This window comes from Rhizobium sp. NFACC06-2, assembly GCF_900101425.1.
Classification (GTDB): Bacteria; Pseudomonadota; Alphaproteobacteria; order Rhizobiales; family Rhizobiaceae; genus Agrobacterium; species Agrobacterium leguminum.
The window spans coordinates 171155-185796 of sequence record NZ_FMVA01000011.1; the positions used below are offsets into that span (position 1 = coordinate 171155).

General features: G+C 60.3%; 15 protein-coding genes. 10 read left to right on the forward strand and 5 right to left on the reverse strand.

What is annotated here, in order from left to right; all coding sequences use genetic code 11:
* Positions 1 to 6: 6 nt before the first annotated feature.
* From F3H58_RS18930 to F3H58_RS18965, 8 genes are all read left to right on the forward strand, one after another.
* Complete coding sequence (locus F3H58_RS18930; RefSeq protein WP_149743293.1) at positions 7 to 981, forward strand: GlxA family transcriptional regulator; 975 nt, start codon at positions 7 to 9, stop codon at positions 979 to 981.
* A 49-nt stretch (positions 982 to 1030) separates the two neighbouring features.
* On the forward strand, positions 1031 to 1696 hold the full coding sequence (locus F3H58_RS18935; protein WP_202048287.1) for a helix-turn-helix domain-containing protein: 666 nt from the start codon (positions 1031 to 1033) through the stop codon (positions 1694 to 1696).
* Between the two features lie 96 nt (positions 1697 to 1792).
* Positions 1793 to 2698 carry a class II glutamine amidotransferase gene (locus F3H58_RS18940; RefSeq protein WP_149743294.1) on the forward strand — a complete coding sequence of 302 codons (906 nt, stop codon included), beginning with the start codon at positions 1793 to 1795 and terminating at the stop codon, positions 2696 to 2698.
* Between the two features lie 37 nt (positions 2699 to 2735).
* Positions 2736 to 3422 (forward strand): GltB/FmdC/FwdC-like GXGXG domain-containing protein, encoded by a 687-nt coding sequence (locus F3H58_RS18945; protein ID WP_149743295.1) that lies wholly within the window; start codon positions 2736 to 2738, stop codon positions 3420 to 3422.
* Between the two features lie 16 nt (positions 3423 to 3438).
* Positions 3439 to 4767: an FMN-binding glutamate synthase family protein gene (locus F3H58_RS18950; RefSeq protein WP_020813492.1), complete on the forward strand. Its 1329-nt coding sequence runs from the start codon at positions 3439 to 3441 to the stop codon at positions 4765 to 4767.
* A gap of 85 nt (positions 4768 to 4852) precedes the next feature.
* A complete protein-coding gene (glnT, locus tag F3H58_RS18955; protein WP_149743296.1) occupies positions 4853 to 6160 on the forward strand; it encodes a type III glutamate--ammonia ligase in 1308 nt (435 codons plus the stop codon).
* A 193-nt stretch (positions 6161 to 6353) separates the two neighbouring features.
* A complete protein-coding gene (gene purU / locus F3H58_RS18960; protein ID WP_149743297.1) occupies positions 6354 to 7238 on the forward strand; it encodes a formyltetrahydrofolate deformylase in 885 nt (294 codons plus the stop codon).
* Between the two features lie 143 nt (positions 7239 to 7381).
* Positions 7382 to 8080, forward strand: a complete 699-nt coding sequence (locus F3H58_RS18965; protein ID WP_149743298.1) for a GntR family transcriptional regulator — start codon at positions 7382 to 7384, stop codon at positions 8078 to 8080.
* Positions 8081 to 8122: 42 nt separating this feature from the next.
* Here the strand turns inward: F3H58_RS18965 and F3H58_RS18970 are convergent, their stop codons facing one another.
* From F3H58_RS18970 to F3H58_RS18990, 5 genes are all read right to left on the reverse strand, one after another.
* Complete coding sequence (locus F3H58_RS18970; protein WP_149743299.1) at positions 8123 to 9631, reverse strand: HAL/PAL/TAL family ammonia-lyase; 1509 nt, start codon at positions 9629 to 9631, stop codon at positions 8123 to 8125.
* Entirely contained in the window at positions 9624 to 10454 is an 831-nt protein-coding gene (locus F3H58_RS18975) for a quaternary amine ABC transporter ATP-binding protein (protein WP_149743300.1), read from the reverse strand. The genes F3H58_RS18970 and F3H58_RS18975 overlap by 8 nt, the downstream gene beginning before the upstream one ends.
* Positions 10447 to 11304 (reverse strand): ABC transporter permease, encoded by an 858-nt coding sequence (locus F3H58_RS18980; RefSeq protein ID WP_003519593.1) that lies wholly within the window; start codon positions 11302 to 11304, stop codon positions 10447 to 10449. The genes F3H58_RS18975 and F3H58_RS18980 overlap by 8 nt, the downstream gene beginning before the upstream one ends.
* A gap of 95 nt (positions 11305 to 11399) precedes the next feature.
* Entirely contained in the window at positions 11400 to 12437 is a 1038-nt protein-coding gene (locus F3H58_RS18985; RefSeq protein WP_149743301.1) for an ABC transporter substrate-binding protein, read from the reverse strand.
* Positions 12438 to 12538: 101 nt separating this feature from the next.
* Positions 12539 to 12880: a hypothetical protein gene (locus tag F3H58_RS18990; RefSeq protein ID WP_149743302.1), complete on the reverse strand. Its 342-nt coding sequence runs from the start codon at positions 12878 to 12880 to the stop codon at positions 12539 to 12541.
* A gap of 130 nt (positions 12881 to 13010) precedes the next feature.
* On the opposite strand from F3H58_RS18990, the gene hutC reads away from it, so the two are divergent.
* Positions 13011 to 13751 (forward strand): histidine utilization transcriptional repressor HutC, encoded by a 741-nt coding sequence (gene hutC / locus F3H58_RS18995; RefSeq protein ID WP_188128985.1) that lies wholly within the window; start codon positions 13011 to 13013, stop codon positions 13749 to 13751.
* Positions 13752 to 14029: 278 nt separating this feature from the next.
* Positions 14030 to 14632 (forward strand): amino acid synthesis family protein, encoded by a 603-nt coding sequence (locus F3H58_RS19000; RefSeq protein WP_149743303.1) that lies wholly within the window; start codon positions 14030 to 14032, stop codon positions 14630 to 14632.
* Positions 14633 to 14642 lie beyond the last annotated feature (10 nt).

Sequence of the window (14642 nt, forward strand, 5' to 3'; positions counted from 1 at the left end):
AGAGACATGACGATCATTGAGCAGAAGAATGTCCAGCGCATTGGTTTCATCTTGGTTCCGAATTTCGCGCTGATGTCTTACGCCTCGGCCGCGGAGCCATTGAGGGCCGCCAATCTGATCGCCGGAACCGATCTTTACGATGTGGTTCCGCTTTCTTTCGATGGCGCGGCCGTCAGAAGTTCTTCCGGCATCATTGTCGAATGTGATGCGCTCGCCACCACAGGCGAAAGATGCCACACGATCTTCGTCTGCGCGGGGGGCGGGCCGCAGGACTGGACCGTTGCGGAAAATTCCTATGGGACGCTAAGGCGGCTGGCGCGGCAGGGTGTCCGGATCGGGGGCATTTCCAGCGGCGCTTATGTGTTGGCGGCGGCGGGATTGCTGGAAAACCGCGATTTCACCATCCATTGGGAACATGCGCCGGTGCTGAAAGAGGCCTTCGGCCATCTGACGCCCCGGCAGGCGCGGTTTGTTTTCGACGGGGACCGCATCACCTGCGCCGGCGGCGTCGCGCCCCTCGACATGATGCATGCGATGATTTCGCAGAGAATGGGTGCTCATTTCGCACGGCGTGTCAGCGACTGGTATCTGCACACGGCCGTGGCCGAACCCGGCGCGCCGCAAAGGGGTTCCGCCGCCGAGCGCCATGGCACCAACCATCCGGCCCTGCTGGCCGTGCTGGAAAAAATGGAAACGACCATCGAAAGTCCGCTCGACCGGCAGACCATGGCAAAGCTGGCGGGCACAAGCGCGCGCCACCTCGACCGGCTTTTTGCGACCCATCTGAAAACGACATTTCTGGAAACATACCGCGCGATCCGCCTCGATCACGCCCGGCGATTGCTCGAGCAAAGCCCGCTCTCCATCGCGGAAGTAGCCTTCGCCACCGGCTTTTCCAGCGCCGGACATTTTTCAGGGAGCTTCAAGGCCCGCTTTGGCCATACGCCGAATGCCATGCGGCAAAGATTTCCTCCGAATTAAAATAGTTTTCCTGTAAGGAAGGAAAAACACGACGATACCGGAGGATACCATGGCCAAGGATGCCACTCAGAGCGAAGCTGCGCAGTTCCTGTCACAGGATCCGCATGCCGTTCGCGAGCCAAGGGTGAATAATCTGGAAATGGCGATCGGCCACGAGGTCCGCGCCTATCGCAAGAAGCTCGGCATCACCGTCACCGATCTTGCATCGGCCACGGGCGTTTCTGTCGGCATGCTCTCGAAGATCGAGAACGGCAATATCTCCCCGTCGCTCACCACGCTGCAGACGCTTTCAAAGGCGCTGGGCGTGCCGATCACGGCCTTCTTTCGCGGTTTCGAGGAACCGCGCAGCGCCACCTTCGTCAAGGCGGGGCAGGGCGTGAATATCGAGCGCAGGGGCACGCGCGCCGGTCATCAATACAGCCTGCTCGGCCATATCGACAACAATACCAGCGGCGTTACCGTCGAGCCCTATCTCATCACGCTGACCAAGGATTCGGACGTGTTCCCGACCTTCCAGCATGAGGGAATGGAGTTTCTCTACATGCTGGAAGGCGAGGTGGTTTACCGCCACGGCGAGCAGCTTTTCACCATGCAGGCCGGCGACAGCCTGTTTTTCGACGCCGATGCGCCGCACGGGCCGGAGGAATTGGTGAAGCTTCCCGCCCGTTATCTGTCGATCATTTCCTATCCGCAAAGGCGACTGGGCAATGACTGAGAATTTGCCTTAGAAGAAAAAAATATTCCTGATAGTTGACGGAATGGAATTCCATATGTTAGCCCTTCATTCGGAAACGAATGGAGGTGCCTGTCGATGTGCGGCATTGTTGGACTATTCCTGAAAGACAAAAGCCTTGAACCGCAGCTGGGTCAGCTGCTTTCGGACATGCTCGTCACAATGACCGATCGCGGCCCGGATTCGGCCGGCATCGCGATCTACGGAAGCGCTGCCAATGGCCGCGCGAAAGTGACGATCCAGTCGGCCGATCCCGCCGCTGATTTTTCCGGCCTCGCCGAAGCGCTGAAGGAAAGCGGCGTCGATGCCGTGGTCACGGTAAAAAGCACTCATGCTGTTCTCGATATTCCCGCCGAAAAACTGGATGGCATCCGTCCGGTTCTTTCCGCAATCCGCCCGAATGTGCGCGTGATGGGTTCCGGCGACTGCGTCGAAATCTACAAGGAAACCGGCCTGCCGAAGGATGTCGTCACCCGTTTTGACGTGCGTTCCATGGCCGGCACCCATGGCATCGGCCACACCCGCATGGCGACGGAATCGGCGGTGACGACGCTTGGCGCGCATCCCTTCTCCACCGGCGCAGACCAGTGCTTGGTGCATAATGGCTCGCTTTCCAACCACAATAATCTGCGCCGCGAACTGGTGCGCGAAGGCATGGTCTTCGAGACCCAGAACGACTCGGAAGTGGCCGCCGCCTATCTCACCGCGGAAATGGCCAAGGGCAAGGATCTGGGCGAGGCGCTGACTGGCGCGCTCGACGATCTCGATGGTTTCTTCACTTTCGTCGTCGGCACCAAATCCGGTTTCGGCGTGGTGCGGGATCCCATCGCCTGCAAGCCGGCTGTCATGGCCGAGACCGACCAATATGTCGCTTTCGGTTCGGAGTACCGCGCGCTCGTCAACCTGCCTGGCATTGAAAATGCCCGGGTGTGGGAGCCGGAGCCTGCGACCGTCTATTTCTGGGACCATGAAAAGGCCGCCTGAGACCCGTCATCGGCGCCTGTTTTGAAAGTCATAATCCATGCCAGTTTTCGATCTCTCCCACACGCCTTTGCGTGAACTCAACAAGGCGCTCCATGGTCTTTCCTCGGGCGCGAACGACACCGAATTCGAGGTCGTCAATCCGCGCGGCCACCATGCCGTGGCGGTGGGTATCGACAGCCCTGTCACCGTCGATGTGCATGGTTCGGTCGGTTATTATTGCGCCGGCATGAATGATGGCGGCACCGTCACCGTGCACGGCTCGGCCGGGCCGGGTGTCGCTGAGAACATGATGTCCGGCACGGTCGTCATCGAGGGCGACGCCTCGCAATATGCTGGCGCCACAGGCCGCGGCGGGCTTCTGGTCATCAAGGGAAATGCCGCCTCCCGCTGCGGCATTTCCATGAAGGGCATCGATATCGTCGTGAAGGGCAATATCGGCCACATGTCGGCTTTCATGGGCCAGTCCGGCCATCTCGTCGTCTGCGGCGATGCGGGCGATGCGCTTGGCGATTCCCTTTATGAGGCGAAGCTTTTCGTGCGCGGTTCGGTGAAGAGCCTGGGTGCCGATTGCATCGAGAAGGAGATGCGGCCCGAACATCTCGAAAAGCTCGCAGAACTTCTGGGAAAGGCCGGCGTCACGGATGTCAGCCCTGACGAGTTCAAGCGCTACGGCTCGGCCCGCACGCTCTACAATTTCAACATCGACAACGCCGACGCGTATTGAGGCGAGGGACATTCCGATGAGCTATCACAACCCCTTCACCCCGCCGCGCAAATCCGCAACTTTCGATGACCATACGCTGGCGGAAATCCGCCGCGCGGCTGCGACCGGCATCTATGATATTCGCGGCGCAGGCACCAAGCGCAAGGTGCCGCATTTCGACGATCTCTTGTTTCTCGGCGCGTCCATCTCGCGTTATCCACTCGAAGGTTATCGCGAGAAATGCGATACCACCGTGACGCTTGGCACTCGCTTCGCCAGGAAGCCGATCACGTTAAAAACGCCGATCACCATTGCCGGCATGAGCTTTGGCGCTCTGTCAGGCAACGCCAAGGAAGCGCTCGGCCGTGGCGCGACAATCGCCGGCACCTCCACCACGACGGGCGATGGCGGCATGACGGATGAGGAGCGCGGCCACAGCCAGACGCTGGTTTATCAGTACCTGCCCTCGCGTTACGGCATGAACCCAAAGGATCTGCGCCGTGCGGACGCCATCGAAGTCGTCGTCGGCCAGGGCGCGAAACCGGGCGGCGGCGGCATGTTGCTCGGCCAGAAGATTTCCGATCGCGTCGCCAATATGCGCAACCTGCCGAAGGGTATCGATCAGCGCTCCGCCTGCCGTCATCCTGATTGGACCGGCCCGGACGATCTGGAAATCAAGATCCTCGAACTGCGCGAAATTACCGACTGGGAAAAGCCGATCTATATCAAGGTCGGCGGCGCGCGGCCCTATTACGACACGGCGCTGGCGGTGAAGGCCGGTGCGGATGTGGTGGTGCTGGATGGCATGCAGGGCGGTACGGCCGCCACGCAGGATGTCTTCATCGAAAATGTCGGCATGCCCACGCTCGCCTGCATTCGCCCCGCCGTGCAGGCGCTTCAGGATCTCGGCATGCACCGCAAGGTGCAGCTCATCGTCTCCGGCGGCATCCGTTCGGGTGCGGATGTCGCCAAGGCGCTGGCGCTTGGTGCCGATGCGGTCGCCATCGGCACGGCGGCACTGGTGGCGCTCGGCGACAATGATCCGAAATGGGAAGACGAATACCAGAAACTCGGCACCACGGCCGGCGCTTACGATGATTGGCACGAGGGCAAAGACCCCGCCGGCATTACCACGCAGGATCCGGAGCTTGCCGCTCGCCTCGATCCCGTCGCCGCCGGCCGCCGTCTTGCCAATTATCTGAAGGTCATGACGCTCGAGGCGCAGACTATCGCGCGTGCCTGCGGCAAGAACCATCTCCACAATCTGGAGCCGGAAGATCTGGTGGCGCTGACGATGGAGGCTGCCGCCATGGCGCAGGTTCCGCTGGCGGGAACCAACTGGTTCCCGGGCAAAGGCAGCTTTTAAGCCATAAAGAACGGACGGGCGCATTTGGGAGGATGTGCCCGTCTTTTTTCGATGAAGTGTCTGATATTCAAAAAAGGGGAATGACGTGACACTGGACCTCTCCAAATTTGCTGCCGAAAAGGGCATCAAATATTTCATGATCAGTTATACCGATCTCTTCGGCGGCCAGCGCGCCAAGCTGGTTCCTGCAGAAGCGATTGCCGATATGCAGAAGGATGGCGCGGGTTTTGCGGGCTTCGCCACCTGGTTCGATCTGACGCCCGCCCATCCCGATCTTTTCGCCGTGCCCGACGCTTCCTCGGTCATCCAGCTTCCGTGGAAAAAGGATGTCGCATGGGTGGCAGCCGATTGCGTGATGGAAGACCAGCCGGTGGAGCAGGCGCCGCGTGTGGTTCTGAAAAAACTCATCGCGGAAGCGGCGGGCGAGGGGCTCAGGGTCAAGACAGGCGTCGAGCCGGAATTTTTCCTGATTTCGCCCGACGGTGCGAAAATCTCCGACGAATACGACACGGCGGAAAAACCCTGCTACGACCAGCAGGCCGTCATGCGCCGTTACGATGTGATCGCCGAGATTTGCGATTACATGCTGGAGCTGGGCTGGAAGCCCTACCAGAATGACCATGAGGACGCGAACGGCCAGTTCGAGATGAACTGGGAATATGACGATGCGCTGCAGACCGCAGACAAACATTCCTTCTTCAAATTCATGGTCAAATCCGTCGCCGAAAAACACGGGCTGCGCGCCACCTTCATGCCGAAGCCGTTCAAGGGCCTGACCGGCAATGGCTGCCATGCCCATATTTCGGTCTGGGACCTCGACGGCAAGGTCAATGCCTTTGCCGACAGGGAAATGCCGTTCGGTCTGTCGGCCAAGGGCAAGACGTTTCTCGGCGGCATCATGAAACATGCGTCGGCTCTTGCGGCGGTCACCAATCCGACGGTCAATTCCTACAAGCGCATCAACGCGCCGCGCACCATTTCCGGCGCGACCTGGGCGCCGAATACGGTGACATGGACCGGCAATAACCGCACCCATATGGTGCGCGTGCCGGGCCCGGGGCGTTTCGAACTGCGCCTGCCGGATGGCGCCGTGAACCCCTATCTGCTGCAGGCCATCATCATCGCCGCCGGCCTTTCCGGTGTCCGCTCCAAGGCCGATCCCGGTCCGCACTACGATATCGACATGTATCGCGAGGGCCACAAGGTCACGGATGCACCGAAGCTGCCACTCAACCTTCTCGATGCGCTGCGCGAATATGAGAAGGATGCGGAATTGCAGCAGGCTCTCGGCACGGAATTCTCCAAGGCCTATCTGAAGCTCAAGCAGGGCGAGTGGAACAGCTATTGCTCGCAATTCACCGCCTGGGAGCATCAGACCACCCTCGACGTTTGAGTCCGGTTTTCCCCGCCGCCCTTGCGGCTTTTCCCCGCGCTGATCAAGAGCGCGGGGTTTTTCACTAAAGCGCGTTGCGTCCAATCTGGTTCATGCCCCGCGCTTTAGATCTTTGTTTTTAAGCATGTCTTGGTTCCAAAACCGCTGCACACTTTTGGGAGACATGCTTTATCGATGACAGAAAGAGTGCCAGATGACGAACTTCGTCCTGACCGTGACATGCAAATCCACCCGCGGCATCGTCGCCGCCCTTTCAGGCTTTCTCGCTGAGAAGGGGTGCAACATCGTCGACAGTTCGCAATTCGACGATCTCGGCACCGGCCGTTTTTTCATACGCGTGGGTTTCATTTCCGAGGAGGGTGCGACACGCGACGCGTTGATGGCCGGGCTTGCTCCGATCTCGGAAAAATTCGGCATGGAGGTGGCGCTGCACGATCAGGCAGAGCGGATGAAGGTTCTTTTGATGGTGTCGCGCTTCGGCCATTGCCTCAATGACCTGCTCTACCGCTGGCGCATCGGGGCGCTGCCGATCGACATTGTCGGTGTGGTTTCCAACCATTTCGACTACCAGAAGGTCGTCGTCAATCACGACATTCCGTTCCACTACATTCCGGTGACGAAAGAGAACAAACCGCAGGCCGAAGCCCGGATCATGGAGATCGTGGAAAGTGCGGGTACGGAACTCATCGTATTGGCACGTTACATGCAGGTGCTTTCCGACAGGATGTGTGAGGCGATGTCGGGCAGGATCATCAATATCCACCACTCCTTTCTGCCTTCCTTCAAGGGGGCCAACCCTTACAAGCAGGCCTATCAGCGCGGTGTGAAGCTGATCGGCGCGACGGCGCATTATGTGACCGCCGATCTGGATGAGGGACCGATCATCGAGCAGGATACCGTGCGCATCACCCATGCCCAGTCGGCCGAGGATTACGTGTCGCTCGGCCGCGACGTGGAGGCGCAGGTGCTGGCGCGTGCCATACACGCCCATATTCACCGGCGTGTATTCCTGAACGGCAGCCGAACCGTGGTGTTTCCCCCAGGTCCCGGCTCTTACGCTTCGGAAAGAATGGGATGAGCATTCTGCGTGAGCCGTGCTGATGTTGCCTTAAAGAGAGCACGGCGCTAAATAAGTTGGTACGCCATAATACAAAAGCCATTTCCCGCTCTTGTTCGTAACCGCGTTGCGACGAAACGGGAGGTGTCAAAAGAGGTGATACCATGACAGATGCTTCGCAAGGAACTGCCATTCGCGTTGAGCGCCCGACAAAGACGCTGAGGGAACTCGCTCTCGACAAGGTCCGTGACGCCATCGTGAACGGTTATTTCCGCCCGGGCGACCGTCTGGTCGAGCGCGATCTCTGCGCCCAGCTCGGCGTTTCCCGCACCATCGTTCGTGAGGTCCTGCGGCATCTGGAATCCGAGGGGCTTGTGGCGAATTTGCCGAACAAGGGCCCGATGGTCGCGATGCTCGATCTCGATGAGGCGAAGCAGATTTATGAAATTCGCGGTGCGCTGGAGGGAATGGCGGCGCGCCTTTGTGCGGAGCGCCGCGATCCTGCCATCGTGGAAGCGCTTGAAGCATCCCTCAGTCATATCCGCGAAAGCTATGTCGAAAAGGATATGCCGGGCGTTCTGGCGCATACCTCGTCTTTTTATCAGACGCTGTTCAGCAAGATCGACCGTCATGTCGCCTGGGGCGTCGTCAACCTGCTGACGGTGCGGATCAACCATCTTCGTTCGATGACGATCAAAACGAAAAGCCGCGATACCGAAGGTCCGGCGCAAATGGAAAAGATCGTCGAAGCCATCCGTCAGGGGGATGGAGACGCCGCTTACAAGGCGGCTCTGGACCATGTCGCGAGCGCAAGCGCGATTGCGGAAGCTGTCCTCATCGCCCAGAAGACCGGCAAAGAGTAACCTCTCCCGTCTCGTGTGCGGCGAAAATTTCCGACGCAGTATCTAGCCTGCGTCGGCACCTATTCCCGCAAGCGTGGTTTGCAGCATTTCCCGAACGGCAGCTACCAGATCGTTGAGCGGCTGGTCGTCACGGTAAAATGGCGCCGCCGTCCGGACACGCCGGTAGAGCGTATCGGTGCCGGGCGCACGGCCGGCTTCGTCTGGCTGCATGTCGTAGGCCTGCGCGGCGCTCATGATCTCGATTGCGAGAATGGTTTCCAGATTGCCGATAATCGAAAGCGTCTTGTCGGCGGCGGCGGTGGCATGTGTCAGTATATCCTCCTGCAAGGCGGAGGTGATGCCGCCATCGAGGCTGGCGGGGGCGGCGAGGCGGCGGTTTTCTGCGGCAAGCGCTGCGGCCGTGTACTGGATGATCATGAAACCGGAACAGACACCATCGCTTTCCGCCAGGAAGGGGGGCAGCCCGCTGACAAGCGGGTTGACGAGCCGGTCGATACGCCGCTCGGAAATCGCCGCAAGTTCGGCTGCGGCCGTCGCCAGCCCATCCATGGCAAGCCCGAGCGCCGCACCGACGGCATGGGCCTGGGAATGGACCTCGGGCGCTTGCGGCGTGCCGCCGACGACCGGGTTGTCCGTGACACTTGCGAGCTCGCGGTCTACGACGTCCGCGATCTGCGCGACGCTGTCGCGAACGGCGCCATGCACCTGCGGCACGGCGCGCAGGCTGAGCGGATCCTGCGTGCGCGATCCGGCCGACCGGGCAAGCAGCGGGCTTGCCGCCAGAAGCTGGCGCAGGTTTGCGCCGACGGTCTGGATGCCGGGTGAGCTGCGCAGTGCCAGCGGCCCTGCGGCGAAGGGATCGGCCTGCGCACCAAGGTTTTCATAGCTCATCGCCGCTGCCGCATCGGCCCAGTCAAGGAGCGACGTCGTGCGGGCGAGCGCGAGGCTGGCGAGGCCGGTGGCGCAAGGGGTGCCGTTGACGAGGCTCAGCCCCTCCTTCGCCTGCAGAACCATGGGTTCGAGGCCGAGCTTTTCGAGCCCCTGCCTGCCGCTGATGAGTTCGCCGCCGTGGCGGGCCTGGCCTTCGCCGATCAGCACCAGCCCTATCGCCGCGGCATGGGTGAGGTAACCCACCGAGCCCTTTGACGGAATGACGGGAAGAATATCGCCATTCAGCAGGGCGAGCAGTGCTTCGACCGTTTTGACCTGCACGCCGGAATAACCATGCGCGAAGTTGTTTATCTGGGCGGCCATGATGGCGCGCGTTTCTTCGCGCCCGAGCGGTTCTCCGACGCCGCAGGAGTGGCTGAGCAGGATGTTGCGGGAGAGGGCCTGCTGTTGCGGGATGTCGACGATGACATCGCAGAGCGCGCCGACACCCGTATTGATGCCGTAACCGCGCACCCGTTTTTGGACGAGTGCATCGACGATGGCGCGGGCTTCGGCAATGCGCCGCCACGCTTTATCCGACAGGGAAAGCGTGGCGCCCTTTGCAACAGCGGCGATCTCTTGCCAGGTGAGGGCACGATCGATGGTGATCGTATCAGCCATGCTGGCCTTCTCTCGCACCCGTACGGCGCTCCACGAAACGGGCGACATAGTCGTTTGCGGGGCTGTTGAGGATCTGGTCCGGCGTTCCCACCTGCACCAGCTTGCCGTCCTTCAGGATCGCGATCTGCGCGCCGATGCGGAGCGCCTCGTCGAGATCGTGGGTGATGAAAACAATGGTCTTGTGCAGGTTCTTTTCGAGCTGCAGCAACTGGTCCTGCATATCAGCGCGGATCAGCGGATCGAGCGCCGAAAAGGCCTCGTCCATCAGGATGACGTCGGTATCGGCGGCCAGCGCGCGGGCGAGGCCGACACGCTGCTTCATGCCGCCGGAAAGCTGGTGCGGAAACTTGTCCTCATAGCCAGAAAGGCCGACGGTCTCGATCCATTTCATGCCGATGGGCCGCGCATCGGCCTTGGTCAATCCGCGCACGCGTTGGCCATAAACGACGTTCTGCAACACGGTGCGGTGCGGCATCAGGCCGAAATTCTGGAACACCATGCTGACGCGCCGGTTGCGGAAGTCGCGCAGATCTTTCGGCTTCAGCGCGAGAACATTGTCGTCGCCGACGAGAATCTCGCCGCTTGTCGGTTCGATAAGGCGGTTGATGTGGCGCACCAGCGTCGACTTGCCGGAACCGGAGAGGCCCATGATCACGAAAATGCGGCCGCCCGCTATATCGAGGCTGACATTGTCGAGCCCGACGCTGCATCCCGTCTTTGCCAGGATGTCGCTCTTTTCCGCGCCCTGCTGCGCCATGGCGAGCGCAGCCTTCCAGTTGCTGCCGAAGATCTTGGACACGTTGCGGATATGGATATCAGTCATTGCCCATTTCCTTCCGGCTGGATCGGCCAAAACCCTGGGTGATACGATCGAGCACGATTGCGAGAATAACGATGCCGAGGCCCGCTTCGAGGCCCTTGCCGACATCGAGCGTCTGGATGCCGTTGAGTACTTGCTCGCCAAGGCCGCGCGCGCCGATCATCGAGGCGACGACGACCATGGAGAGCGCCATCATGATCGTCTGGTTGAGGCCGGCCATGATCGTGGGCGTGGCGAGCGGCAATTCGACGCCGAAGAGGATTTGTCGCGGGCTGCCGCCAAAGGCGGTTGCCGCCTCCACCACTTCCCGGTCCACCTGCCGGATGCCGAGATCGGTCAGGCGGATCAGCGGCGGGACGGCATAAACGATGGTGGCAAGCACGGCCGGGACCTTGCCGAGGCCGAAAAGCATGATGGCGGGAATGAGATAGACGAAGCTCGGCATGGTCTGCATGACGTCGAGCACCGGCAGGGTGATGCGCCTTGCCCACTCGCTTTTGGCAAGCAGGATGCCCATGGGCACGCCGATGACGATGGAGATGAGGCTGGCGATCAGCATCAGCGCCAGCGTCTGCATCGTCAGGTCCCAGAGACCGAGCGCGCCGACGATGAAAAGCATCACAGCCACCATGATGACGAGCGAAATCTTCTTCGCCGCGAACCAGGCGAGCACCAGGAAGACCAGAAAAATGACCCACCAGGGCAGACCGCGCAGCACCCATTCCACGAAGAGGATCGCCTGCAGGATCGTCTGCGAGATCGCCTTGAAAACGGAGCCGTAATTCACCACCAGCGAACGCACGATCTCGTTGATCGGGCCTCGGATGGAAATATGGAAAACTTCAGGAAACATTGGTGTCGTCCTCGCGCCTGCCGACCCCATGTCCGGAAGCCGGCCCCTGTCCTGACGGGAAAATGCGCGCCGGAAGCCCGGCGCGCCTGCGATGTTTACTTGACGGCGGCTTCGATACGCGCCTTGGCCTCCGCAGAAACCCAACTGCCCCAGATATCGGCCTTGGTCTGAAGGAAGGTTTTGGCAGCGGCTGTCGCGTCGACCTGCTTGTCGGTCATGTAGGCAAGGCTGGAGTTGATCTCTTCCAGCGGGAACGTCGCCTTTTCAAGGATCGCGATGATGTCAGGCGCTTCCTTCGCAAAGGTGCTGTTCACGCCATAGGCCACCTCGACGGAGGGGAAGGCGCAACCGGCGTCGCGCTTTCCATCGGCGCTTGTCAGTTCCTTCCAGCAGGCGTCGCTATAGGCCGGCTCCTGCAGCTGGACCAGCTTGTATTTGCCCATGATTGCCGTCGGGCTCCAGTAATAGAACAGCATCGGCTCGCCCTGGAGATAGGCGGCGGCAATTGCGGCGTCGAGAGCGGTGCCTGTGCCGGGGCGGAAGTTCACATAGTTTGCTTCCAGCTTGTAGGCTTGCAGCTTGGCGGTATTGACGCCCTCGCAGGTCCAGCCCGAGGGGCAATTGAGGAAGCGGCCCTTGGTGGGCTCTTCCGGATCCTTGAACAGTTCGACGATCTTCGGGTCGGAAAGCTGTTCGACGCTCTTCAGGTCCGGCGCCTTGGCTTCGATGCCTTTTGCCGGGTCGCCCTTGACCAGGTATTCCGGCACGAACCAGCCTTCGGCGGCGCCGACGAAGGTCTTGCCGACCGATGTTACCTGACCGGCTTCCGCGGCCTTGTTCCAGACGTCGGAGCGGCCGATCCATTCTTCAGCGAAGATCTGCACGTCGTTATTGGCGGTCGCCTGTTCCAGCGTCACGGAGTTGCCGGGAATGGAATCGACCTTGCAATCATAGCCCTTGGAGAGGATTTCCTTCATGACTTCGGTGATGAAGGCACCGCTTTCCCAGTCGATGCCGGCGAAGGTGATGGTCTTTCCAGCGGCGCAATAGCCTTCCGCTCTCGCGGACCCGGCATAGGCTCCCATGATGAGCGCGGTGGTGGCCAGCGCGATTTTCAGCTTTGAATTCAGCATTGCATTCCCCTTTTGGTTTGATGATTGGCAAGTTGCTGGCATGCGTTTTGTGGCTTCAGCCGGGCGTGCCCCGGGCAGATGTCTAACCCTGAGCCCAACGGTCATTGATGCATTTCATGTCCCGTCGAAATCCGCGGTCGGGCGCTCGTCGAATCAATATGGAATTCGATGTTCACCCTGGAGCGGCGTGTCGGAAGTTCACTATACAACTTTGAGAAATTCATATGCTTCACGCGCATTGGCCATTCCGAGTCGAAGGCGTATGCGGTTGGCGGGTTCTTGCAACGGCGGTCTTTCAGCGCATATTGCGCGACCGAACCGTCGAGCATAGTTTCGGCACCGGTATGGCAGTTCCTGCCGTTGCGCTGGGCGGGCATTCGAATATCGCCCCGACTATCGGCGGGAGACTTGCGGCCGCTGGAGATCGAGTCTTCGCTTGCCATTGTTTTCCCCTCGAGTTGTATATGTAACTTCACACATTTGCGAAAGACAAGCAAGATAGGATGTGATAATTTTGTGCTTGCGCGGATTCTGGCTGCGTTTTGTGCAGTCGCCCGATTTTTAGGAGTTTCAATGCTGCCCGTCACCGAAAACGAGTTTCCTGTCTCGGGCGATCGCTCCTCCCTGCCGCTGTATGAGCGGGTGAAAGAACAGATCAAGGAAAAGATCGCCAGCGGTGAGTGGTTGACCAACCACAGGATACCCTCCGAAAACGAGATCGTCGACATGCTGGGTATCAGTCGCATGACGGCAAACCGCGCCCTGCGGGAGCTGGCAACCGAGGGGGTGATCGTTCGCGTGCAGGGGCGCGGGTCTTTTGTCGCCCCGAAAAAGCGAAGCGCCGGCATGATGGGCGTGCGCAACATCGCCGACGAGATCAAGGAGCGCGGTTCGACGCATCGGCCGAGCCTGATCCTCGCCCAGACGGAAGTTTGTGGTCCCGATCTCGCAACCGCGCTGGAGATCGCCGTGGGGGCGAAGGTTTTTCACTCCATCATCGTGCACCACGAAGACGATGTACCGATCCAGCTCGAAGATCGCTTCGTCAATGCGGAGATCGCTCCGGATTATCTGATGCAGGATTTCAATACGCTTACCCCGAATGCTTATCTCACGGCGGCGGCACCGATTTCGCGGACCGAGCAATTCATCGAGGCCGCATTGCCCCAGCCCTGGGAATGCAAATTGATGGCCATCAGCCGAAACGAGCCCTGCCTTCTCGTGCGCCGCAGAACCTGGTCATCCAGCCGCGCCGTTACATCCGTACGGCTGCTCTATCCGGGTTCCCGATATCGGCTTGAAAGTCAGGAATAGAGGCGGCCAGCCTCCGCTGCCCTGATCTTCCGGAACATTATCGCAGTATAAGGCGGCCACTTGCGCATCCAGCCCGGCTGATGACGCCCCGGTCAAATCTGCCCCATTTTCCCGCCTCCAATCGTTGCTTGCCAAGTGCAATCGGTTGCCCACAGCGCTCGACTTGTCGGCGACGACAATCCCCCAGAATTCCACTGCTCGCCCTTGCGGGATTACGGTACTTGACAGTCATATATTATGGCATACCATAAGCCATCATATTTACGGAGAGAGCGCTGATGTCCATCCAGATCCGCAAGACCCTGCTGCAGGTCGAAACGACGTTGATTGAGGGGGGCAAGGCTGCCGCGGCGCCGTTGAAGCTGTTCGCCGCCATTGCGGTCGTTAAGAATCCGTGGGCGGGCAAAGGCTTCGTCGCCGATCTGAAGCCGGAAATTCACGTAGGCGCGCCGGTGCTTGGCGAATTGCTGACGAAGATGATCCTTGACGCTGTCGGTTCCGGCGAGGCGGTGGAGGCCTATGGCAAGGCGGCCGTCGTGGGGCTGGATGGGGAGATCGAACATGCTTCCGCGCTCATCCATACGCTACGCTTCGGCAATCACTATCGTCAGGCGGTCGGCGCCAAATCCTATCTCGCCTTCTGCAACACGCGCGGCCCCGGCAATGCGCCGATCATGATCCCGCTGATGGACAAGAATGATGAAGGTCGCCGTTCGCATTATCTGACGATCCATACGGCCATTCCCGATGCTCCGGCCGCCGACGAGATCGTGGTCGCGCTCGGTGCTTCCGTTGGCGGCCGGCCGCATCACCGCATCGGCGACCGTTATCAGGATTTGAAGGATCTCGGCCAGGATGTCGCCAATCCGGCCGGCGTTTGAGGCGGACGCC

Bases quoted from the DNA above. Each gene is read 5' to 3' on its own strand.
- F3H58_RS18930 (WP_149743293.1), top strand. From the start codon at position 7: ATGACGATCATTGAGCAGAAGAATGTCCAGCGCATTGGTTTCATCTTG.
- F3H58_RS18935 (WP_202048287.1), top strand. From the start codon at position 1,031: ATGGCCAAGGATGCCACTCAGAGCGAAGCTGCGCAGTTCCTGTCACAG.
- F3H58_RS18940 (WP_149743294.1), top strand. From the start codon at position 1,793: ATGTGCGGCATTGTTGGACTATTCCTGAAAGACAAAAGCCTTGAACCG.
- F3H58_RS18945 (WP_149743295.1), top strand. From the start codon at position 2,736: ATGCCAGTTTTCGATCTCTCCCACACGCCTTTGCGTGAACTCAACAAG.
- F3H58_RS18950 (WP_020813492.1), top strand. From the start codon at position 3,439: ATGAGCTATCACAACCCCTTCACCCCGCCGCGCAAATCCGCAACTTTC.
- purU (WP_149743297.1), top strand. From the start codon at position 6,354: ATGACGAACTTCGTCCTGACCGTGACATGCAAATCCACCCGCGGCATC.
- F3H58_RS18965 (WP_149743298.1), top strand. From the start codon at position 7,382: ATGACAGATGCTTCGCAAGGAACTGCCATTCGCGTTGAGCGCCCGACA.
- F3H58_RS18970 (WP_149743299.1), bottom strand. From the start codon at position 9,631: ATGGCTGATACGATCACCATCGATCGTGCCCTCACCTGGCAAGAGATC.
- F3H58_RS18975 (WP_149743300.1), bottom strand. From the start codon at position 10,454: ATGACTGATATCCATATCCGCAACGTGTCCAAGATCTTCGGCAGCAAC.
- F3H58_RS18980 (WP_003519593.1), bottom strand. From the start codon at position 11,304: ATGTTTCCTGAAGTTTTCCATATTTCCATCCGAGGCCCGATCAACGAG.
- F3H58_RS18985 (WP_149743301.1), bottom strand. From the start codon at position 12,437: ATGCTGAATTCAAAGCTGAAAATCGCGCTGGCCACCACCGCGCTCATC.
- F3H58_RS18990 (WP_149743302.1), bottom strand. From the start codon at position 12,880: ATGGCAAGCGAAGACTCGATCTCCAGCGGCCGCAAGTCTCCCGCCGAT.
- hutC (WP_188128985.1), top strand. From the start codon at position 13,011: ATGCTGCCCGTCACCGAAAACGAGTTTCCTGTCTCGGGCGATCGCTCC.
- F3H58_RS19000 (WP_149743303.1), top strand. From the start codon at position 14,030: ATGTCCATCCAGATCCGCAAGACCCTGCTGCAGGTCGAAACGACGTTG.